Below are 19,857 nucleotides of genomic sequence, written 5' to 3'. Positions count from 1 at the left end.
TGTGAACGACAGTCGGCAACCTAAGACGCGGTTGGCCGGCCGAAATTTGTAAGGATCGGGAAAGGCGTATGCCGACCATCAACCAGCTGATCGCCAAAGGCCGCGAGCCCGCAGCCAAGCGCAATAAGGTGCCTGCTCTGCAGGGTTGCCCGCAGAAGCGCGGTGTCTGCACCCGCGTCTACACAACCACACCGAAGAAGCCGAACTCGGCTCTGCGTAAGGTTGCGAAGGTGCGTCTGACGAACGGCTATGAGGTCGTCAGCTACATCCCCGGTGAAGGCCACAACCTGCAGGAGCACAGCGTGGTCCTGATCCGTGGTGGCCGCGTCAAGGATCTTCCGGGCGTTCGTTACCACATCCTGCGTGGCGTTCTGGATACCCAGGGTATCGCCAAGCGTCGTCAGCGTCGCTCGCTCTATGGCGCGAAGCGTCCGAAGTAAAAGGAATAACCAGGCATGAGTCGCCGTCATCGCGCCGTGAAGCGCGAGATTCTTCCCGATCCGAAATTTGGTGATGTCGTCATCACGCGCTTCATGAATGCGCTCATGTATGACGGCAAGAAATCCACCGCCGAAGGCATCGTCTATGGTGCGCTCGAGGTGCTGCGTCGCCGTGGTGGCGCGGCCGCCGATCCGGTTGTGATGTTCCACAGCGCGCTGGACAACGTGAAGCCGGCCGTCGAGGTCCGTTCGCGTCGCGTCGGTGGTGCCACCTACCAGGTGCCCGTCGAAGTGCGCACGGAGCGTCGTCAGGCGCTTGCGATCCGCTGGCTGATCGACGCCTCGCGCAAGCGTGGCGAGAACACCATGCAGGAGCGTCTGTCCAACGAGCTTCTGGACGCGGTCAACAATCGCGGGTCCGCCGTGAAGAAGCGTGAAGACACGCATCGCATGGCCGAGGCCAACAAAGCGTTCAGTCATTACCGCTGGTAAGGGGCGTTCGTCCGGTCTAAAGACCGGCACGCTTCCGGTTAGGAACATTTCAACCCGACTCCCGGCCCGAGGGCCGAGGTAACGGAGATAGACGATGGCAAAGGCTAAATTCGAGCGGACGAAGCCGCACTGCAATATCGGCACGATCGGTCACGTCGATCACGGCAAGACGTCGCTGACCGCCGCGATCACCAAGACGCTGGCGAAGACCGGTGGCGCCACCTTCAAGGCGTACGACCAGATCGACGCGGCGCCGGAAGAGCGCGCCCGTGGCATCACGATCTCGACCGCCCACGTCGAGTACGAGACCGCCGCGCGCCACTATGCGCACGTCGACTGCCCCGGTCACGCCGACTACGTGAAGAACATGATCACGGGTGCGGCGCAGATGGACGGCGCCATCCTGGTGGTTTCGGCCGCCGATGGTCCGATGCCGCAGACCCGCGAGCACATCCTGCTGGCGCGTCAGGTCGGCGTGCCGGCGCTGGTCGTGTTCCTGAACAAGGTTGACCAGGTCGACGATCCGGAACTGCTGGAACTGGTCGAGATGGAAGTGCGCGAGCTTCTGTCCGCCTATCAGTTCCCGGGCGACGATATCCCCATCATCAAGGGTTCGGCCCTGGTGACGCTGGAAGATGGCGATCCGGAAGTCGGCGAGAACCGCGTGCGCGACCTGATGGACGCCGTGGATGCCTACATCCCGCAGCCGGAGCGTCCGGTTGACCGTCCGTTCCTGATGCCGATCGAAGACGTGTTCTCGATCTCGGGCCGCGGCACCGTGGTGACCGGCCGTGTCGAGCGTGGCGTCGTGAACGTCGGTGACGAAATCGAAATCGTCGGCCTGCGTCCCACGCAGAAGACGACGGTGACGGGCGTCGAAATGTTCCGCAAGCTGCTGGATCGCGGCGAGGCCGGTGACAACATCGGCGCGCTGGTCCGTGGCACGAAGCGTGAAGACGTCGAGCGCGGCCAGGTTCTGGCCAAGCCGGGTTCGATCACCCCGCACACGAAGTTCAAGGCCGAGGCGTACATCCTGACGAAGGAAGAGGGTGGCCGTCACACGCCGTTCTTCACCAACTATCGTCCGCAGTTCTATTTCCGCACCACCGACGTGACGGGTGTCGTTCACCTGCCGGAAGGTACGGAAATGGTCATGCCGGGCGATAACGTCGCCATGGATGTCGAGCTGATCGCGCCGATCGCGATGGACGAAGGTCTGCGTTTCGCCATCCGCGAAGGCGGCCGCACCGTCGGCGCCGGCGTGGTGGCCTCGATCACGGCCTGATCGGGTTTGTAACCAGAACTGGCGACCCCGGCCGGAGCAATCCGGCCGGGGTCTCCTTTGGCGGCTCGGGTTCCCCCGAACCATTGAAGTTGGACTGAATAGACGATGGACAACCAGAACATCCGCATTCGCCTGAAGGCGTACGATCATCGGGTGCTCGATAACAGCACCAAAGAGATCGTCAACACGGCGAAGCGTACGGGTGCGCGGGTTCGGGGTCCTATCCCGCTGCCGACGCATATCGAAAAATTCACCGTTAACCGCTCTCCCCATGTGGACAAGAAAAGCCGCGAACAGTTCGAAATTCGGACTCATCGCCGGCTGCTCGACATTGTCGAGCCGACCCCGCAGACCGTGGACGCTCTCATGAAGCTCGACCTCGCCGCTGGCGTGGACGTCGAGATTAAACTTTAAGGTCCAGACGATGCGCACCGGATTGATCGCAAAGAAGCTGGGCATGACCCGGCTGTTTAAGGAAGACGGCACCCATGTGCCCGTCACCGTCCTGCATATCGACAATGTGCAGGTGGTGGATGTCCGTACCCAGGAGCGTGATGGCTATACGGCCGTGCAGCTCGGGCTCGGCAACGCCAAGGTGAAGAATGTCTCCAAGCCGAACCGCGGCCATTTTGCCCGCGTGAAGGTCGAACCCAAGAAGAAGCTGGTTGAATTCCGCGTTGCGGAAGATGCCGTGCTGGAAGCTGGCGCCACTCTCTCTGCCGCCCATTTCGTGGTGGGGCAGAAGATCGACGTGACGGCCACCAGCAAGGGCAAGGGCTTCGCCGGCGCCATGAAGCGCTGGAACTTCGCGGGTCTCGAAGCTTCGCACGGCGTGTCCATCAGCCATCGTTCGCATGGTTCGACGGGTAACCGCCAGGATCCGGGCAAGACCTTCAAGAACAAGAAGATGGCCGGGCACCTGGGCTCCGAGCGCGTGACCACCCTCAATCTCGAGGTGGCGGCGGTGGATGCCGAGAAGAACCTGCTCCTGGTCCGCGGCTCCGTGCCCGGCGCCAAGAACGAGCTGGTGCTGGTTCGTGATGCGATCAAGAAAGCCCGTCATGCCGAGGCGCCGTATCCGGCGGCCCTGGTTGAGGCTGCGGGCTGAGGATAGAGGGCAATGGATTACGAAATCAAAACCCTCGACAACGGGAGCGCCGGCACGGCCGTGCTTCCGGACGAGATTTTCGGGGTGACGCCGCGGGCGGATATCATGGCGCGTGTGGTGCACTGGCAGCTGGCCAAGCGCCGTGCCGGCACGCACAAGGTCAAGGGGATGGGCGAAGTCTCCGGCACGACCAAGAAGCCGTACCGCCAGAAGGGCACGGGTAGTGCCCGTCAGGGCTCGCTGCGTGCGCCGCAGTACCGCACTGGTGGTGCCGTGCATGGACCGGTCGTGCGCGATCATGGCTACGACCTGCCGAAGAAGGTGCGTCGTCTCGGCCTGATCTCCGCGCTGTCGCAGAAGGCCGCCGAAGGCAAGCTGGTGGTGCTGGACGCCGCCACGTCGTCGGGCCGCACTGCCGAACTGGCCGCCAAGGTCCAGGCGCTGGGCTGGAAGTCCGCCCTGATCGTCGATGCGACGGTCGAGGACAATTTCGGTCGCGCCACCCGCAACCTGCCGAAGATCGACGTGCTGCCCACCATCGGCGCGAACGTCTACGACATCCTCAACCACGACGTGCTCGCGATCACCCGCGCCGGCGTCGAAGGCCTGAAGGAGCGCCTGGCATGACCAACGTGCTCGCAATCCGCAAGAAGGCGGAGCGCATGTCGCGTGAGACGATGTATGACATCGTCCGCGCGCCGCTGATCACCGAGAAGGCGACGGCGCTGTCCGAGAAGAACCAGGTGGTCTTCAAGGTCGCGATCGACGCCACGAAGCCGGAGATCAAGGTCGCGGTCGAAGGTCTGTTCGGCGTGAAGGTCCTGGGCGTGAACACGCTTGTCCAGAAGGGCAAGACGAAGCGCTTCAAGGGTCGCCCGGGCCAGCGTTCCGATGTGAAGAAGGCGTTTGTGCAGCTTGCCGAGGGTCAGTCCATCGACCTGACCGCGAAGCTGGTCTGACGCGGGGTAGCAAGACATGGCACTGAAGCACTTTAATCCGGTCACCCCCAGCCTGCGCAATACGGTCCTGATCGACCGTAAGGAGCTGTGGAAGGGTAAGCCTGTCAAGGCTCTGACCGAAGGCAAGAACAAGTCCGGCGGACGCAACAACCATGGGCGCATCACCTCGCGCTTCATCGGTGGCGGCCACAAGCAGTCCTATCGCTTCGTCGATTTCAAGCGGCGCAAGTTCGATGTGGCCGGCACGGTCGAGCGTCTGGAATATGACCCGAACCGCACCGCCTTCATCGCGCTGGTGAAGTACGAGGACGGCGAGTTGGCCTACATCCTGGCGCCGCAGCGCCTGAAGGTGGGCGACCAGGTGGTGTCCGGCGCGCGCGTCGACATCAAGCCGGGCAACGCGATGCCGCTGTCGGCCATTCCGGTTGGCACGATCGTGCATAACATCGAGCTGAAGCCGGGCGCCGGCGGCAAGATCGCCCGTTCGGCCGGCACGTACTGCCAGCTGGTCGGCAAGGATGCCGGCTATGCGCAGATCAAGCTGCAGTCGGGCGAGCTGCGCGTCGTGCGCGGCGAGTGCATGGCGACGGTTGGCGCGGTGTCCAATCCGGACAACATGAACCAGCACATGGGCAAGGCCGGTCGCGGCCGCTGGCTGGGTCGTCGTCCGCATAACCGCGGCGTCGTGATGAACCCGGTCGACCATCCGCATGGTGGTGGCGAAGGCCGCACCTCGGGTGGCCGTCATCCGGTCACGCCGTGGGGCAAGCCGACCAAGGGTTACAAGACCAGGGTTAACAAGCGTACGGACAGTCTGATTATCCGTCGCCGGAAAACCGGTAAGTAAGGGGCAAAGAAGATGGCACGTTCCGTCTGGAAGGGCCCGTTCGTGGACGGGTATCTGCTGAACAAAGCCGATGCGTCGCGCGCGTCGGGTCGTAACGAAGTGATCAAGATCTGGTCGCGTCGCTCGACAATCCTGCCGCAGTTCGTCGGTCTGACGTTCGGCGTCTATAACGGGCACAAGTTCCTGCCCGTGCAGGTGTCGGAAAACATGGTGGGGCATAAGTTCGGCGAGTTCTCGCCGACGCGGACCTTCACGGGGCATTCCTCGGACAAGAAGGCGAAGCGGGGCTGATATGAGCAAGCCGAAGCATCCGCGCACGCTCGCGGAAACCGAGGCGCAGGCCGTCACGCGGAACATCCGCGTGAGCCCGCGCAAGCTGAACCTGGTCGCGGCGCTTATTCGCAACAAGCCGGCGGCCCAGGCCGTGGCGACACTGACGTTCTCGAAGCGTCGCATCGCGCAGGACGTCAAGAAGACCCTGCAGAGCGCGATCGCGAACGCCGAGAACAATCACCAGCTGGATGTCGACCAGCTGGTGGTGGTTCGCGCCGAGGTTGGCAAGTCGATCGTCATGCGTCGCTTCCATGCGCGTGGCCGTGGCCGTTCCTCTCGGATCGAGAAGTTCTTCAGCCATCTGAAGATCGTCGTGGCCGAGCGTTCGGCCGAGGCTGAGACAACCGAGCAGAAGGCGGCCTGATCCATGGGACATAAAGTCAATCCGATCGGGCTGCGGCTCGGCATCAACCGCACCTGGGACAGCCGCTGGTATGCCGGCGCCGACTATTCGCGCCTGCTGCATGACGACCTGAAGCTGCGTTCGCACCTGCGTCGCAAGCTGTCGGGCGCCGGCGTGTCCCGCGTGGTGATCGAGCGTCCGGCGAAGAAGCCCCGCGTGACGATCTACGCCGCCCGTCCGGGCGTCGTGATCGGCAAGAAGGGCCAGGACATCGACGTTCTGCGCAAGGATCTGACCCGCATGGCGAAGACCGACGTTGCGCTGAATATCGTCGAGATCCGCAAGCCCGAAATCGACGCGACGCTGGTGGCCGAGAACATTGCCCAGCAGCTGGAGCGCCGCGTGGCCTTCCGCCGCGCCATGAAGCGCGCCGTGCAGTCGGCGATGCGTCTGGGCGCGCAGGGCATCCGGATCAACTGCGGCGGTCGTCTGGGCGGTGCCGAGATCGCGCGTGTCGAGTGGTATCGCGAAGGCCGGGTGCCGCTGCACACGCTGCGCGCGGACATCGATTATGGCGTGGCCACGGCGAAGACCACCTATGGCACCTGCGGTGTGAAGGTCTGGATCTTCAAGGGTGAGATCCTCGCCCAGGACCCGCTGGCGCAGGATCGGCGCGCCGCCGAGCAGGCTCCGCAGCGCTAAGCTGCGGAACCTAAGGATCTAGAACGGCGCCAGGCGGCGCGTGAGGATTTAGAACAATGCTTTCTCCCAAGCGGACAAAGTACCGCAAGGCCCACAAGGGCCGCATTCATGGGCTGGCGAAGGGCGGAACGACACTGAATTTCGGTGCGTTCGGCCTGAAGGCCCTGGAGCCGGAGCGGGTCACCGCCCGGCAGATCGAGGCCTCCCGCCGGGCCATCACCCGCGCGATGAAGCGTGCCGGTCGCGTCTGGATTCGGATCTTCCCCGATCTTCCGGTCTCGACAAAGCCCGCCGAAGTGCGTATGGGCTCCGGCAAGGGGTCGCCGGAATACTGGGTGGCCCGTGTGAAACCGGGTCGTATCCTGTTCGAGATCGAAGGCGTTTCGCCGGAACTGGCGCGTGAAGCGCTGGCGCTGGGCGCTGCGAAGCTGCCGATCAAGACCAAGTTCGTGACCCGCATCGGAGAGGCGTGAGATATGGCAAAGGCAACAAAGCCGGCCGATCTGCGTGCCAAGACCGCGGAAGAACTGGAGGCGCTTCTCATTGACCTGAAGCGCGAGCAGTTCAACCTGCGGTTCCAGCGCGCGACCGGCCAGAATGATGGACAGGCGCGTGTTCGTACGGTGCGTCGTGAGATCGCCCGTCTGAAGACGATTGCGTCCGAGGCGTTGAAGAAGAGTGCAGTCGGCGCGGAAGCGTCGGCCGCGAAGTCCTGAAGGGAGACGGGCGATGCCGAGGCGCGTCCTGAGCGGACGGGTGACCAGCGACAAGATGGACAAGACGGTAACCGTGCTTGTCGATCGTCGCGTCATCCACCCGCTGTATAAGAAGTTCATCCGCCGTTCGAAGAAGTACGCGGCGCATGATGAGCAGAACGAGTGCAAGGTTGGCGACACGGTGCGCATTGAAGAGTGCAAGCCGATCTCCAAGCGCAAGACCTGGACCGTGATCGTCCGTAACGGTGCCCCGCTGGGCGCCGCCGGCGTCGAGTCCGGCGCGCAGGCGTAAGAAGGGCATAGGTTATGATCCATCCCGAGACCAACCTGGACGTCGCCGATAATTCGGGCGCGCGTCAGGTGCAGTGCATCAAGGTGCTGGGCGGTTCCAAGCGGAAGACTGCCTCGGTCGGCGACGTGATCGTCGTGTCCGTCAAGGAAGCGATCCCGCGCGGCAAGGTCAAGAAGGGCGACGTTCACCAGGCGGTGATCGTGCGTACTTCGTACCCCGTGCGTCGTCCCGATGGCAGTGCCATCCGCTTCGACCGGAACGCGGCCGTCCTGATCAACAAGCAGCAGGAGCCGATCGGCACCCGCATCTTTGGGCCGGTTGTGCGTGAACTGCGTGCGCGCAAGTTCATGAAGATCATCTCGCTGGCGCCGGAGGTGCTGTAATGGCCGCGCGTATCAGGAAGGGCGACCAGGTCGTCGTCACCACCGGGTCCTCGAAGGGGACTCGCGGCGAGGTGCTGTCCGTGCTGCCCGGTGACAACAAGGCCGTGGTGCGCGGTGCTGCGGTGGCCAAGCGCCACACGCGCCCGAACCGCATGGGTGAGCAGGGAGGCATCATCGAGAAGGAGATGCCGATCCACCTGTCGAACCTGAAGCTGGTCGATCCCAAGAGCGGCAAGCCGACGCGCGTCGGTTTCCGTGTCCTGGAAGATGGCCGCAAGGTCCGCGTCGCCAAGGCGACCGGCGAAGTCATCGAAGGCTGAGGAGGCGCGGATGTCTGAAGTACAAGCCACCCGCTCGGTGCCGCGTCTGCAGAAGCGTTATCAGGACGAGCTGCGTGCGAAGCTGCGCGAAGAGTTCGGCTACAAGAACGTGATGCAGGTTCCGCATCTCGAGAAGATCGTCATCAACATGGGTGTTGGCGAAGCCGCGGGCGACCAGAAGAAGCTGGACGCCGCCGTTGCCGAGCTGACGCTGATCGCCGGACAGAAGCCGGTCAAGACGATCGCCAAGAAGGCGATCGCCGGCTTCAAGATCCGTGCGGGTCTGCCGATCGGCTGCAAGGTGACCCTGCGCCGCGCCCAGATGTACGAATTCCTCGACCGTCTCGTGACCATCACGCTGCCGCGCGTCCGCGATTTCCGCGGCCTGCCCGGCAACAAGGGTTTCGACGGCCATGGCAACTTCGCCATGGGCATGAAGGAACAGATCGTGTTCCCGGAAATCGAGTACGACAAGGTCGACGATATCCGTGGCATGGACATCATCTTCGTCACCAGCGCGAAGACGGATGCGGAAGCGAAGGCTCTTCTGAAGGCGTTTGATCTGCCCTTCGCTGCGTAATCGCGGCGATTGGGGCTTCCGCCCAGAGGTCAGAAGACCTATTAGACACGTTGTTTGGAAAACCGTCGGGATGGCCCGACAGGTTCCGGAGGGTAGAACAAGGCATGGCCAAGATCTCCGCCGTTAACCGGAATGCCAAGCGTCAGCGCATGGCAACCCGGGATAAGGCTAAGCGGATTGCGCTCAAGAACATTGTCATGGACCGGACGCTTCCGGTCGAGGACAGGTTCGAGGCAACTCTGAAACTCGCAGAGCTTCCCCGCAATGGTTCGCGCGTTCGCGTGCGTCTGCGGTGCAAGCTGACGGGGCGTTCACGCGCCAATTACAGGAAGTTCGAACTCTGCCGTATCGCGCTGCGCGATCTGGCTTCCAGTGGCCAGATTCCTGGCATGGTCAAGTCGAGCTGGTAAGGGCAGGGAACGATGTCACTTTCTGATCCGTTGGGTGATATGCTCACCCGGATCCGCAACGCGCAGCGCGCGCGTCATGCGGCCTGTGTCTCGCCGGCGTCCAAGCTGCGCGCGAATGTTCTCGAGGCCCTGCGCCGCGAGGGCTACATCCGTGGCTACGCCCAGGAAGAGGTGCGCAAGGGCATTGCCCAGCTGCGCATCGAGCTGAAATACCTGGATGGCGAACCGGTCATCAAGGAGATCCATCGCGTATCCAAGCCGGGCCGCCGGGTCTACTCGAAGATCAAGGAACTGCCGCGGGTCTATGCCGGCCTCGGCGTGTCGATCCTGTCGACGCCGCGTGGCGTCCTGTCCGATGCGGAAGCCCGCGCTGCCAATGTTGGCGGCGAGGTCCTCTGCCGCGTGTTCTGAGGAGGGATACATGTCGCGTGTAGGCAAATATCCCGTCGAAATTCCGTCGGGCGTCCAGGTCTCGATCGTCGATGGCGTGCTCGTGGCCAAGGGCAAGCTGGGCGAGCTGAAGCTGCCGCTGTCGTCGCATGTCGAAACCGAGATCGCCGACAACAAGGTCGCGGTCCGTCCGGTCGGCAGCGCCGCGCAGGCCCGCATGATGTGGGGCACGACGCGGTCGCTGGTGGCCAGCATGGTCAAGGGTGTGTCCCAGGGTTTCTCCAAGACCCTGGAAGTCACCGGCACCGGCTATCGTGCCGCCGTGCAGGGCAGCAACCTGGTCATGAATCTCGGCTATTCGCATGACATCGTCTATGCGATCCCGCCGGGCATCAAGATTTCGACCCCGCGTCCGACCGCCATCGTGGTCGAGGGCGTGGACAAGCAGCGGGTCGGTCAGGTTGCGCTGGATATCCGCAGCTTCCGCAAGCCCGAGCCGTACAAGGGCAAGGGTGTCCGCTACGACACCGAGACCATCCGTCGCAAGGAAGGCAAGAAGAAGTAATGAGCACGCAGCAGGATTTGCGGGAGCGTCGGCGTCAGCGTCTGCGCTTCCAGCTTCGCCGCAAGGGCGGCGGGCGTCCGCGCCTGTCGGTGTTCCGGTCAGGCAAGAACATCTATGCCCAGGTCATCGACGATGCCGCCGGGCGTACCCTTGCCGCCGCTTCAAGCCTGGACAAGGCGCTGCGCGAGCAGCTGAAGACCGGTGCCGACTCCGATGCGGCGACGGCGGTCGGCAAGCTGGTTGCCGAGCGCGCGGTTGCCGCCGGCGTCACGCAGGTGGTCTTCGACCGCGGTTCGTATCTGTATCATGGGCGTATCAAGGCCCTGGCGGAGGCTGCCCGCGAGGGTGGTCTCGCCTTCTAAGGAAAGGGGCACGCAATGGCACGTGAACCGAGAGAAGGCGGCCGGGGTGGCCGCGAGCGCGAGCGCGAAGGCGATGATCTCGTCGACAAGCTCGTCACGATCAACCGCGTTGCGAAGGTCGTAAAGGGCGGCCGTCGTTTCGCCTTTGCCGCGCTGGTCGTGGTGGGTGACCAGAAGGGTCGTGTCGGCTACGGCGCCGGCAAGGCCCGCGAGGTGCCCGAGGCGATCCGCAAGGCGACCGAGCGCGCCAAGCGCACGATGATCCGCGTTCCGATGAAGGAGGGCCGTACCCTCCATCATGACGTCGCCGGTCATTTCGGCGCCGGCAAGGTGGTGCTTCGTTCGGCTGACGCCGGCACGGGCATCATCGCCGGTGGCCCGATGCGCGCCGTGTTCGAGAGCCTGGGCATCAATGACGTGGTGGCCAAGTCGCTCGGAACCCGGAACCCGCACAACATGGTCAAGGCGACCTTCGACGCGCTGGAGCGTTGCGCCAGCCCGCGTTCGGTTGCCAACCGTCGCGGCAAGAAGGTTTCCGACATCCTGGGCCGCCGCGAGGTGGCCGGTGCCGCGGAGGTGAGCGCCGATGTCTGAAGGCAAGACCGTCCGCGTCACGCAGGTGGCATCGGGCAACGGCCGCAAGCCGGGCCAGCAGGCGACGCTGGTCGGGCTGGGCCTCAACAAGATCGGCCGTACGCGGGAACTGGAGGATACACCTTCGGTTCGCGGCATGATCACCAAGGTGGCCCACCTCGTGAAGGTGGAGGATTGAGATGAACCTCAACGAACTGCGCGATAACGAGGGCTCTCGTTATCGCAAGAAGCGTCTGGGTCGCGGCATCGGGTCCGGCAAGGGCAAGACGTCGGGCAAGGGCGTGAAGGGCCAGAAGGCGCGTGAGGGCGTGTCCCTCAACGGCTTCGAGGGTGGTCAGCTCCCGCTGTATCGCCGTCTGCCGAAGCGCGGCTTCAAGAACATCTTCCGCAAGGTCTACGCCCCGGTGAACCTGGGTGCGCTGGACAAGGCGATCGAGGCTGGCAAGATCGATGCCGGCGCGACCGTGACCGAAGATGTGCTGCGCGCGGCCGGCCTGGTCGGCTCCGGCAAGTTCGCCGGTGTCCGCCTGCTGGCGAAGGGCGAACTGGCCCGTGCCGTGACCATCGAGGTTGCTGGCGCGTCGGCTACCGCGATCGCGGCGGTCGAGAAGGCCGGTGGGACCGTCCGGGTTGCCAAGGCGGCGCAGGACGAGGCCACGGCTTCGGCTTGAGCCAGGTTCCGGGATGGCATGCCCGTCAGGCCGTCCCGGATCGGCCCCGGCGTTGTCTCTTGCGTTGGTGCAAGACGACGCCTTACACTCTTTGCTGATGTGTCATGACAGCGTCCCGTTTCGTGCGGTGACGCTGTTGTTGTTGAAAGGGACGGGCGCATGGCCTCCGCGGCCGAGCAGCTGGCTGCCAATCTGAATTTCAGCTCCTTCGCCAACGCGACGGAACTGAAGAAACGAATCTGGTTCACCCTGGGGGCGCTGATCGTCTACCGTCTGGGTACCTACATTCCGGTTCCCGGCGTCGACGCGACGGTCATGGGCCAGCTTCTGGCGCAGCACCAGGGCGGTATCCTGGGAATGTTCGACATGTTCACCGGCGGAGCCCTCGGTCGCATGACCGTCTTCGCGCTGAACATCATGCCGTATATCAGCGCGTCGATCATCGTGCAGCTGATGTCCTCGGCGATCCCCGCGCTTGAAAACCTCAAGAAGGAAGGCGAGCAGGGGCGGCGCAAGCTGAACGAATATACCCGCTACCTGACCGTGCTGATCGCGCTGTTCCAGGCCTATGGCATCGCCGTGGGGCTTGAGAACATGCACAGCGCCGCCGGTTCGGCGGTGATCGCACCGGGCATGTTCTTTATCGTGTCGTGCGTGGTGACGCTGCTGGGCGGCACGATGTTCCTGATGTGGCTGGGCGAGCAGATCACGTCGCGCGGGGTGGGCAACGGCATTTCGCTGATCATCTTCGCCGGTATCGTCGCCAACCTGCCGCATGCGTTGGCCAGCCTGTTCCAGCTTGGCTACACAGGCGCGCTGTCGCCGTTCTTCGTGCTGGTCTTCCTGGTGCTGGCGGCGGTAACCATTGCCTTCATCGTCTTCATGGAGCAGGCGCAGCGCCGGGTGGTGATCCAGTATCCCAAGCGGCAGGTGGGCCAGCGCATCTATGGCGGCGACTCGACGCATATGCCGCTGAAGGTGAATACCGCCGGCGTGATTCCGCCGATCTTCGCCTCTTCGGTGCTGCTGATTCCGGTGACGATCGCGGGCTTCATGAACAATGCCTCGATGCCCGGATGGCTTTCGTTTCTGGGTCAGGAACTCGGGCAGGGGCAGCCGCTTTACATGCTGTTCTATGCGGCCATGATCGTCTTCTTCTCGTATTTCTATGCGGCGGTGACGTTCAATCCGCAGGAGACAGCCGATAATCTGCGCAAGCAGGGCGGTTTTATCCCGGGCATCCGGCCGGGTGCGAACACGGCGGCTTATTTTGATCGGATTCTGACGCGACTGACGACCATCGGTGCCGCCTATCTGGTGGCGGTGTGTCTGCTGCCGCAGATTCTGATCAGTCACTATAACGTGCCGTTCTATTTCGGCGGGACCAGCTTGATCATCATCGTGTCGGTGACCATCGACACCGTGACGCAGATCCAGTCCCACCTGGTGGCTCACCAGTACCAGGGGCTGATGCGGCGGGCGCGTGGGAAAGGCAGGGGTCGGTGAACGTCATATTTCTTGGCCCTCCCGGGGCCGGCAAAGGAACCCAGTCCAAGCGGCTGGAAGCGCGCTACGGCATCGCGCAGATCTCGACGGGGGACATGCTGCGCGCCGAGGTGGCGGCAGGCACGCCGATCGGCCAGGAAGCGAAGGCACTGATGGATTCGGGGCAACTTGTTCCCGATGACGTGATCATCGCGATGCTCGAATCGCGGATCTCCCAACCCGATTGCGCCAAGGGATTCATCCTCGATGGATTCCCCCGGACGGCAGGGCAGGCGGCGGCGCTGGATTCGATGCTGAAGCGGCGTGGGGCACGAATCGACGTCGTGCTGTTTCTCGAGGTCGATGAAAACGCGCTGGCGGACCGGATCGCGGGCCGCTTCACCTGCGGCACCTGCGGGACAGGGTATAATGACCTGTTCAAGAAGCCTAAGGTCGAGGGCACCTGCGATGTCTGTGGCGGGCATTATTTCGTCCGCCGCGAGGACGACCGGCGTGAGACCGTTGCGGCCCGCCTGGCGGCCTACCGCGAGCAGACAGCGCCTATCCTGCCGTATTACGAGGCCGAAGGCCGCCTGTACCGGATCGACGGCATGGCCGACATCGATACGGTGACGGCGCAGGTTTTCAAAATCATGGATAGCATCACGAAAAAGTGATCGTTATTCATTGACTCTAAAGGGCGCGCGGGTATATTGCGCGCCCTCAAGGTATCGGCTCCCGCGTCCGACTGGCGCGGAGAGCAGAGATCACGAATCCGATTGATGATGGGGTTGACCGGCGGTGCCGGCACGTTCACGACGCTCCGGCTAGCCGGTGGTGTGGAAAAGCCCCGGCGACGATCTTAAGGGCCCGAGTAACGCGGGCGGACGAGGAGTAAGTGGCGTGGCGCGTATTGCCGGCGTGAACATCCCAACCAACAAGCGGGTGACGATTGGCCTGCGTTATATTTATGGCATTGGCCCGACCAAGGCCGAGCAGATCTGCCAGCAGCTCGAGATTCCGGCCGAGCGCCGGGTGAATGAGCTGTCGGACGACGAGATCCTAAAGATCCGCGAGCTGATCGACAGCGAATACCGGGTTGAAGGCGATCTTCGTCGCGAAGTGGCGATGAACATCAAGCGCCTGATGGACCTGGGTTGCTACCGTGGCCTGCGTCACCGTCGCGGTCTTCCGGTTCGTGGCCAGCGGACGCACACCAATGCCCGCACCCGCAAGGGTAAGGCGGTGGCGATCGCCGGTAAGAAGAAGGCTACCCGCTAAGCGGCTCCAGCCGCATTCGCGGCCAGCGCCGCGCCCCCTTGGTTATGATTTTCCAAGGGGCATCCGGCGCGGCTCGCGTTGATGAACAGACAGGACCAGGAAGACTATGGCGAAGGCTGCAGCTCCGCGTATTCGGAAGAAAGAGCGGAAGAACATTATCTCGGGGGTGGCGCATGTGCTCTCCACCTTCAACAACACGATGATCACGATCTCCGATGCCCAGGGCAACGCGATCGCGTGGTCTTCCGCTGGTGCCCAGGGCTTCAAGGGCTCGCGCAAATCCACCCCGTACGCGGCGCAGGTCGCGGCCGAGGATGCAGGCCGCAAGGCGCGCGAGCATGGCATGGAGACGCTGGAGATCGAAGTGTCGGGTCCGGGTTCGGGGCGTGAGAGCGCACTGCGCGCGCTGCAGGCGGTCGGGTTCTCGATCACCTCGATCCGCGACATGACGCCGGTGCCGCACAACGGCTGCCGTCCGCGCAAGCGTCGTCGCGTCTGATCGTCAGGCTCGGATTCGTTTTCTGCCGGCCTTGCGCCGGCGGGGTTGAGTGTCATCAGGCACCCGTTCGCACGGGTGCCGTCTGCCTTGGTGCAGATCAGTTTTGAAAGGCCATCAACTTGGTCCTCCAGAAAAACTGGCAATCTCTGATCAAGCCGGAGAAGCTGGAAGTCGAGCCGGGCGGGCAGCCGTTGCGCACAGCGACTGTGGTGGCGGAACCGCTCGAGCGTGGCTTCGGCATGACGCTCGGCAATGCCATCCGGCGCGTGCTGCTGTCGTCCCTGCAAGGGGCGGCGGTGACGGCGATCCAGATCGACGGCGTGCTGCATGAGTTCTCGTCGGTGGCCGGCGTCCGCGAGGACGTGACGGACATCGTGCTGAACATCAAGCAGCTTGCGCTGCGGATGCATGGCGAGGGGCCGAAGCGCATGGTGCTGACGGCCACCGGGCCGGGCGAAGTGCGCGCGGGCCAGATCCAGACCGGTCACGATATCGAGGTGATGAACCCCGATCTCGTGATCTGCACGCTCGACGAGGGTGTGAAGTTCGGCATGGAATTCACCGTCAATCTGGGCAAGGGCTATGTTCCCGCGGCGGCCAACCGCCCCGAGGACGCGCCGATCGGCCTGATCCCGGTGGACGCGATCTATTCGCCGGTGCAGCGCGTGTCCTATAAGGTCGAGCCGACCCGCGTAGGCCAGGTGACCGACTATGACCGGCTTCTGCTGACGGTCGAGACGAACGGTGCGGTGACGCCCGAGGATGCGGTGGCCCTGGCTGCCCGGATCCTGCAGGACCAGCTCCAGCTGTTCATCAATTTCGACGAGCCGCGCCCGGTCCGGACCGAAGAGCCGCAGGACGATCTGCCGTTCAATCGGAACCTGCTGCGCAAGGTCGACGAACTGGAACTGTCGGTCCGCAGTGCCAACTGCCTGAAGAACGACAATATCGTCTATATTGGCGATCTGGTGCAGAAGACCGAGCAGGAGATGCTGCGGACGCCGAACTTCGGCCGCAAATCCCTGAACGAGATCAAGGAAGTCCTGACGTCGATGGGGCTGTCCCTTGGTATGAACGTGCCGGCTTGGCCGCCGGAAAATATCGAAGACCTGGCCAAGAGGCTCGACGAGCCCTTCTGACCGGAAAGACAGGAAGACTTTATCATGCGTCACGGTGTTGCCGGCCGGAAGCTCGGCGTTACCTCCACCCATCGCGCCGCCATGTTCCGTAACATGGCTGTCGCGCTGATCAAGCACGAGCAGATCACCACGACTCTGCCCAAGGCGAAGGAGCTTCGCCCTGTGGTCGAGAAGCTGATCACGCTCGGCAAGCGCGGCGACCTGCATGCCCGCCGTCAGGCCTATGCGCAGCTCCGTGACGACGTGATCGTCTCCAAGCTGTTCGCGGCCGTGGCGGATCGCTACAAGGCCCGCAGCGGCGGCTATATCCGCGTCCTGCGCGCGGGTATCCGTCACGGCGACGCCGCCGACATGGCGGTGATCGAACTGGTGGATCGCGATGTGTCCGCCAAGGGCCAGGATAGCGGCCCGCGTCCGGAAGTCGTTTCGGACGAAGGGCTGGCGGCGTAAGTCTTACGCTCCGGCTTTATGAAAAGACCCGGCCTTTCGGCCGGGTTTTTTTATGTCTGAACGGCTGGAATGGCTGGGCAGTTTCGGGTGGCCCGACCCGAAAATAAATTGTTTCAGATGAAATAATGATCGTGCCGCGGCGTTGGCCTTGGGAATGACAGGGAAACATTCATCATGATGGCCCTGATACGCGAGAGGCTGGCGGAAAAAGGGGGGTGGCTCCGGCTGGCGGCGATGTGCGCGGCACCCGGCCTGCTTGCGCTGGCTTTTGCCCTGGCCGCCGGATGGCTGACACCTGGTCGACTCACCTCCGGCATGTTCATGCGGACCTTTCGAATGGTGGACGGGTCCCATCCGGGCTTTCGCCGTAACCATGCCAAGGGCATCTGCGTGACGGGATGGTTCGACGCGAGTGGGGAGGCGGCGCAGCTTTCTCGTGCGGCGCTGTTCACCCGGCAACGGTCGCCGGTCGTCGGCCGGTTCGCTCTGGCTGGTGGGATGCCGTTTCAGGATGACGCACCGGAGAAGGTCCGCAGCCTGGCGCTTAGGATCATGCCGACGCATGGTGGCGAATGGCGTATGGGAATCAACGATATTCCCGTCTTTCCCGTGCGGAACGCAACCGATTTCAACGATTTCCTGCTGGCATCGCGCCCGGATCCACAGACGCACCGGCCCGATGCGGCCCGCATGGTGGCCTTTCTGGCGCGGCATCCGGAAACGCAGCGGGCACTGGCACTGCTGAAGGCGCGCAAGCTGACCTCGGGTTTCGCGAACGATACCTATAACAGTCTCGACAGTTTCACCTTTGTGAATGCGGGGGGAACAACCACTCCCGTGCGATGGGCGATGGTTCCCGAGCAGGAGGCGACTCCTGCGGTCGGGCAGGGGGCGGGGCGCGATTATCTGTTTGAGGACCTGATCGCCGCATTGGCACGCGGGCCGTTGCATTGGCATCTGGTCGTGACCGTCGGCGGGGCCGAGGATGTCACGGCCGACCCTACGGTGCCTTGGCCGGCCAGTCGGCGACAGGTCGATGCCGGAACGCTGACGCTGGCTCGGGCAGAGAGCGAGGATGGCGGCCCCTGCAAAGGCATCACGTACGATCCGCTGATTTTGCCCGAGGGAATCGCCCCGTCCGACGATCCGATCCCGGCGGCGCGATCGGCCGTCTATGCCCGTTCCTTCGTCCTGCGTTCAGGTGAGCCGGAAACCGCGAGCGCCATCAGCAGGGCCGCTATCCGGTCGGGAGACCAGTGATGCGCCCGGTCGAGTATTTCCCCCTTTTCGCCCGCCTCCTGCATTGGCTGATGGCCGCGATGATCCTGGCGATGCTGTTCATCGGCATCATCATGGTGACGACGGTGGAGCCGGCCTATCACCGGCTGGTCGATCTGCATCGCCCGCTCGGCATCAGCATCCTCCTGCTGGCTGTAGTCCGGCTGGTCAATCGCCTGCTGATCCATGTGCCGCGATTGCCGGAGACGCTGCCGCCGATCCTGCGTCTGGCCGCGCGAACGTCGCATATCGTGCTCTATGCCCTGATGATCGCACTGCCGCTTGTGGGGTGGGGCATGCTGTCAGCCGGGGCGTATCCGGTGGCGATGTGGCCGGGCTTCGCGCTGCCGCCGATTCTGCCGCATGATCCCGCCCTGTTCGCGATTTTGCGCCGCCTGCACACATGGCTGGCGCTCACCCTGTTCGGTGTCGTTCTGGTCCATCTCGCGGCGGCGCTGATGCACGGGTTGCTGCTGCGCGACGATGTCCTGCCCAGCATGACAGGCGGCGGGGGCAGCCGGGCGGCGGACGACCCGGCCTCTTAGCCCGGCTTGATGGGTGTATAATGCGTGCCGGGCGCGATCGCGGTGACATAAGGCCCGGTCCAGTCCCGCGTGAAGATCCGGTTCAGGGTCGCGGCCGGGTTGTAGCCATGGACGAAGATCGAGGCATCGACGGTGGTGTTGAAATAGCTCCATTCCCAATTGCCGGTGCCGATAAAGACGGCATCGTCATCCGCGACGGCATATTTGCAATGCTCGACGCGCGCGAAGGGGATGAACCCGCTGCTGGCCTGCGGAACAGTGCTGAATTTCACTTCGATGTTCGGCATCGCGGCCAGGCTCTTCAGATAGGATTGCATCGGCTCGTTCAGCGCCCAGTTCGACACGATGATCTGCACCGACACGCCACGGGCCGCCGCGTCGCGCAAGGCGGTGTCCAGTTCCGGCCAATATCCTTTCGGGCCGTAATGTTTCAGGGCGCTCAGCGTCAGGACCTGAAGCCGGAAGACATGCCGGGCCGCATGGATCATCGTGACCAGAGACGGTTCCTCCGCCGTCAGCGTGGTCGGCATCATCATCGGCGGACTGAAGGCGGGGAAGGCGATCACGCTTTCTCCGCCCGGCTCGCGCAGCATGACCGGGGCGAAGCCGGTCGCGATCGGCCGTTCGGCCGGCGGCTGTGTGCGCATCTGGGGCAGGGTGCGGCCGCCGCCCAACGCCCACAGCGTGTCGAACGCGCTCCCGAAACTGCCGGCGATGGCGGTGTCGTCGATCGCGGCACCGATCTCGTGGATTTCCTCCAGCGCCCGCCAGTCCCAGTTCTGGCTGCCGACGAACACCTGCCGCCCGTCGATGATCATGAATTTGGCATGCAGCACGCCGCCCGTCAGGCGCTGGGTCGGCAGGGTTTCGATCTGGATATTACGGATAGGCTTCAGCCGTTCCAGAACCGGTGCGGTTTCTTTCAGGAAACTGTCGTCCACCACCAGGCGGACCTGGATGCCGGCATTCGCGCGCTCGATCAGCGTCTCGATAACGGCGGACATCGCGCGGCCGGGTCGGTCGGCGATATAGAACTGCGCCACGTCGATTGTGTGGTTGGCATGGCGGATCATGTCCAGCCATACCGGCTGGGTGCGCGGAACGCCCGGTTCGCCATAGATGCTTTCTTCCGGCACGCTTTCGACGATCTGGAAGGTCGGGGCCGCACTCTCGGCCCATGCTGCGTGGCCCGGAAGAGAGAAAGACGCGAGAAGGGCGAGAAGGCCGGCCTGGCGCCGAAACCGGAAGGTGAAAGATGCGTCGGCCATATCCTGCTCCCAATCATGTCCCGGGCAGGGGCGCCGTTCCGCGCCGTCTCGCCAGTGGCCGGCATTCTGATCATGGGGTAGCGAGCCCGGCAAGACGGGTCGTTATCCGTGCGTATGGAA

Annotated in this window: 33 protein-coding genes; 32 read left to right on the top strand and 1 reads right to left on the bottom strand. The window is 63.7% G+C overall.

The annotated features are described in order from the left end of the window. Positions 1 to 68 precede the first annotated feature (68 nt). The 32 genes from rpsL (at position 69) to ACMAUO_RS05080 (ending at position 18,469) form a co-directional block, all read left to right on the top strand. Entirely contained in the window at positions 69 to 440 is a 372-nt protein-coding gene (rpsL, locus tag ACMAUO_RS05235; protein ID WP_003621118.1) for a 30S ribosomal protein S12, read from the top strand. A gap of 15 nt (positions 441 to 455) precedes the next feature. After that, entirely contained in the window at positions 456 to 932 is a 477-nt protein-coding gene (rpsG, locus tag ACMAUO_RS05230; protein WP_182949575.1) for a 30S ribosomal protein S7, read from the top strand. Positions 933 to 1,026: 94 nt separating this feature from the next. Continuing rightward, complete coding sequence (gene tuf, locus ACMAUO_RS05225) at positions 1,027 to 2,217, top strand: elongation factor Tu (protein WP_420355891.1); 1,191 nt, start codon at positions 1,027 to 1,029, stop codon at positions 2,215 to 2,217. A gap of 105 nt (positions 2,218 to 2,322) precedes the next feature. Further along, positions 2,323 to 2,631, top strand: a complete 309-nt coding sequence (gene rpsJ / locus ACMAUO_RS05220; protein WP_012227960.1) for a 30S ribosomal protein S10 — start codon at positions 2,323 to 2,325, stop codon at positions 2,629 to 2,631. A 10-nt stretch (positions 2,632 to 2,641) separates the two neighbouring features. After that, positions 2,642 to 3,325 carry a 50S ribosomal protein L3 gene (gene rplC / locus ACMAUO_RS05215; protein WP_114727489.1) on the top strand — a complete coding sequence of 228 codons (684 nt, stop codon included), beginning with the start codon at positions 2,642 to 2,644 and terminating at the stop codon, positions 3,323 to 3,325. Positions 3,326 to 3,337: 12 nt separating this feature from the next. Next, positions 3,338 to 3,952 carry a 50S ribosomal protein L4 gene (gene rplD / locus ACMAUO_RS05210; protein WP_182949569.1) on the top strand — a complete coding sequence of 205 codons (615 nt, stop codon included), beginning with the start codon at positions 3,338 to 3,340 and terminating at the stop codon, positions 3,950 to 3,952. A gap of 35 nt (positions 3,953 to 3,987) precedes the next feature. Further along, positions 3,988 to 4,284 (top strand): 50S ribosomal protein L23, encoded by a 297-nt coding sequence (locus tag ACMAUO_RS05205; RefSeq protein WP_174787951.1) that lies wholly within the window; start codon positions 3,988 to 3,990, stop codon positions 4,282 to 4,284. Positions 4,285 to 4,300: 16 nt separating this feature from the next. After that, complete coding sequence (gene rplB, locus ACMAUO_RS05200; protein WP_420355890.1) at positions 4,301 to 5,131, top strand: 50S ribosomal protein L2; 831 nt, start codon at positions 4,301 to 4,303, stop codon at positions 5,129 to 5,131. Between the two features lie 12 nt (positions 5,132 to 5,143). Next, a complete protein-coding gene (gene rpsS / locus ACMAUO_RS05195; protein ID WP_007399623.1) occupies positions 5,144 to 5,422 on the top strand; it encodes a 30S ribosomal protein S19 in 279 nt (92 codons plus the stop codon). A 1-nt stretch (position 5,423) separates the two neighbouring features. Continuing rightward, positions 5,424 to 5,828 (top strand): 50S ribosomal protein L22, encoded by a 405-nt coding sequence (gene rplV / locus ACMAUO_RS05190; protein WP_114727493.1) that lies wholly within the window; start codon positions 5,424 to 5,426, stop codon positions 5,826 to 5,828. Positions 5,829 to 5,831: 3 nt separating this feature from the next. Then, positions 5,832 to 6,509: a 30S ribosomal protein S3 gene (gene rpsC, locus ACMAUO_RS05185; RefSeq protein ID WP_114727494.1), complete on the top strand. Its 678-nt coding sequence runs from the start codon at positions 5,832 to 5,834 to the stop codon at positions 6,507 to 6,509. A 56-nt stretch (positions 6,510 to 6,565) separates the two neighbouring features. Beyond that, positions 6,566 to 6,982, top strand: coding sequence for a 50S ribosomal protein L16 (rplP, locus tag ACMAUO_RS05180; protein WP_114727495.1), 417 nt, complete (start codon positions 6,566 to 6,568; stop codon positions 6,980 to 6,982). Positions 6,983 to 6,985: 3 nt separating this feature from the next. Further along, complete coding sequence (gene rpmC / locus ACMAUO_RS05175) at positions 6,986 to 7,225, top strand: 50S ribosomal protein L29 (protein WP_420355889.1); 240 nt, start codon at positions 6,986 to 6,988, stop codon at positions 7,223 to 7,225. A 13-nt stretch (positions 7,226 to 7,238) separates the two neighbouring features. Beyond that, the gene (rpsQ, locus tag ACMAUO_RS05170; RefSeq protein WP_182966061.1) at positions 7,239 to 7,517 is read left to right on the top strand and encodes a 30S ribosomal protein S17; all 279 of its coding nucleotides are present in this window, start codon (positions 7,239 to 7,241) and stop codon (positions 7,515 to 7,517) included. A 14-nt stretch (positions 7,518 to 7,531) separates the two neighbouring features. After that, positions 7,532 to 7,900, top strand: coding sequence for a 50S ribosomal protein L14 (rplN, locus tag ACMAUO_RS05165; RefSeq protein ID WP_042059420.1), 369 nt, complete (start codon positions 7,532 to 7,534; stop codon positions 7,898 to 7,900). Further along, on the top strand, positions 7,900 to 8,220 hold the full coding sequence (gene rplX / locus ACMAUO_RS05160) for a 50S ribosomal protein L24 (protein WP_182996449.1): 321 nt from the start codon (positions 7,900 to 7,902) through the stop codon (positions 8,218 to 8,220). Before rplN ends, rplX begins: the two co-directional genes overlap by 1 nt. Before the next feature lie 10 nt (positions 8,221 to 8,230). Then, positions 8,231 to 8,800 carry a 50S ribosomal protein L5 gene (gene rplE / locus ACMAUO_RS05155; protein ID WP_114727499.1) on the top strand — a complete coding sequence of 190 codons (570 nt, stop codon included), beginning with the start codon at positions 8,231 to 8,233 and terminating at the stop codon, positions 8,798 to 8,800. Positions 8,801 to 8,904: 104 nt separating this feature from the next. After that, entirely contained in the window at positions 8,905 to 9,210 is a 306-nt protein-coding gene (gene rpsN / locus ACMAUO_RS05150) for a 30S ribosomal protein S14 (protein WP_114727500.1), read from the top strand. 12 nt (positions 9,211 to 9,222) lie between these two features. Beyond that, complete coding sequence (rpsH, locus tag ACMAUO_RS05145; RefSeq protein WP_114727501.1) at positions 9,223 to 9,621, top strand: 30S ribosomal protein S8; 399 nt, start codon at positions 9,223 to 9,225, stop codon at positions 9,619 to 9,621. A gap of 10 nt (positions 9,622 to 9,631) precedes the next feature. Beyond that, a complete protein-coding gene (gene rplF / locus ACMAUO_RS05140) occupies positions 9,632 to 10,165 on the top strand; it encodes a 50S ribosomal protein L6 (RefSeq protein ID WP_420355888.1) in 534 nt (177 codons plus the stop codon). Beyond that, positions 10,165 to 10,527: a 50S ribosomal protein L18 gene (gene rplR, locus ACMAUO_RS05135; RefSeq protein WP_114727503.1), complete on the top strand. Its 363-nt coding sequence runs from the start codon at positions 10,165 to 10,167 to the stop codon at positions 10,525 to 10,527. The genes rplF and rplR overlap by 1 nt, the downstream gene beginning before the upstream one ends. Positions 10,528 to 10,542: 15 nt before the next feature. After that, complete coding sequence (gene rpsE, locus ACMAUO_RS05130) at positions 10,543 to 11,121, top strand: 30S ribosomal protein S5 (protein ID WP_415530078.1); 579 nt, start codon at positions 10,543 to 10,545, stop codon at positions 11,119 to 11,121. Next, on the top strand, positions 11,114 to 11,299 hold the full coding sequence (rpmD, locus tag ACMAUO_RS05125; protein ID WP_114727505.1) for a 50S ribosomal protein L30: 186 nt from the start codon (positions 11,114 to 11,116) through the stop codon (positions 11,297 to 11,299). The genes rpsE and rpmD overlap by 8 nt, the downstream gene beginning before the upstream one ends. A gap of 1 nt (position 11,300) precedes the next feature. Further along, a complete protein-coding gene (gene rplO / locus ACMAUO_RS05120) occupies positions 11,301 to 11,792 on the top strand; it encodes a 50S ribosomal protein L15 (protein ID WP_420355887.1) in 492 nt (163 codons plus the stop codon). Between the two features lie 159 nt (positions 11,793 to 11,951). Beyond that, positions 11,952 to 13,298 carry a preprotein translocase subunit SecY gene (gene secY / locus ACMAUO_RS05115; RefSeq protein WP_420355886.1) on the top strand — a complete coding sequence of 449 codons (1,347 nt, stop codon included), beginning with the start codon at positions 11,952 to 11,954 and terminating at the stop codon, positions 13,296 to 13,298. After that, positions 13,295 to 13,954, top strand: coding sequence for an adenylate kinase (locus ACMAUO_RS05110; protein ID WP_420355885.1), 660 nt, complete (start codon positions 13,295 to 13,297; stop codon positions 13,952 to 13,954). The genes secY and ACMAUO_RS05110 overlap by 4 nt, the downstream gene beginning before the upstream one ends. A gap of 226 nt (positions 13,955 to 14,180) precedes the next feature. Then, on the top strand, positions 14,181 to 14,558 hold the full coding sequence (gene rpsM, locus ACMAUO_RS05105) for a 30S ribosomal protein S13 (RefSeq protein WP_114727509.1): 378 nt from the start codon (positions 14,181 to 14,183) through the stop codon (positions 14,556 to 14,558). A 106-nt stretch (positions 14,559 to 14,664) separates the two neighbouring features. Further along, positions 14,665 to 15,057: a 30S ribosomal protein S11 gene (rpsK, locus tag ACMAUO_RS05100; RefSeq protein WP_012227919.1), complete on the top strand. Its 393-nt coding sequence runs from the start codon at positions 14,665 to 14,667 to the stop codon at positions 15,055 to 15,057. A 119-nt stretch (positions 15,058 to 15,176) separates the two neighbouring features. Beyond that, a complete protein-coding gene (locus tag ACMAUO_RS05095) occupies positions 15,177 to 16,196 on the top strand; it encodes a DNA-directed RNA polymerase subunit alpha (RefSeq protein ID WP_114727510.1) in 1,020 nt (339 codons plus the stop codon). A gap of 24 nt (positions 16,197 to 16,220) precedes the next feature. Then, positions 16,221 to 16,646 (top strand): 50S ribosomal protein L17, encoded by a 426-nt coding sequence (rplQ, locus tag ACMAUO_RS05090; protein ID WP_114727511.1) that lies wholly within the window; start codon positions 16,221 to 16,223, stop codon positions 16,644 to 16,646. Positions 16,647 to 16,820: 174 nt separating this feature from the next. Then, positions 16,821 to 17,906 carry a catalase family peroxidase gene (locus ACMAUO_RS05085; protein ID WP_420355884.1) on the top strand — a complete coding sequence of 362 codons (1,086 nt, stop codon included), beginning with the start codon at positions 16,821 to 16,823 and terminating at the stop codon, positions 17,904 to 17,906. Next, positions 17,906 to 18,469, top strand: coding sequence for a cytochrome b (locus ACMAUO_RS05080; protein ID WP_420355883.1), 564 nt, complete (start codon positions 17,906 to 17,908; stop codon positions 18,467 to 18,469). The genes ACMAUO_RS05085 and ACMAUO_RS05080 overlap by 1 nt, the downstream gene beginning before the upstream one ends. Here ACMAUO_RS05080 and ACMAUO_RS05075 read toward each other — a convergent pair. Then, positions 18,466 to 19,737 (bottom strand): phospholipase D-like domain-containing protein, encoded by a 1,272-nt coding sequence (locus tag ACMAUO_RS05075; RefSeq protein ID WP_420355882.1) that lies wholly within the window; start codon positions 19,735 to 19,737, stop codon positions 18,466 to 18,468. The two genes, ACMAUO_RS05080 and ACMAUO_RS05075, sit on opposite strands and share 4 nt — an antisense overlap. Positions 19,738 to 19,857 lie beyond the last annotated feature (120 nt).

Source organism: Gluconacetobacter brunescens, from assembly GCF_048695475.1.
Classification (GTDB): Bacteria; Pseudomonadota; Alphaproteobacteria; order Acetobacterales; family Acetobacteraceae; genus Gluconacetobacter.
Note: the sequence above shows the minus strand (reverse complement) of the source record. Positions and strands in the feature narration are given on the sequence as shown.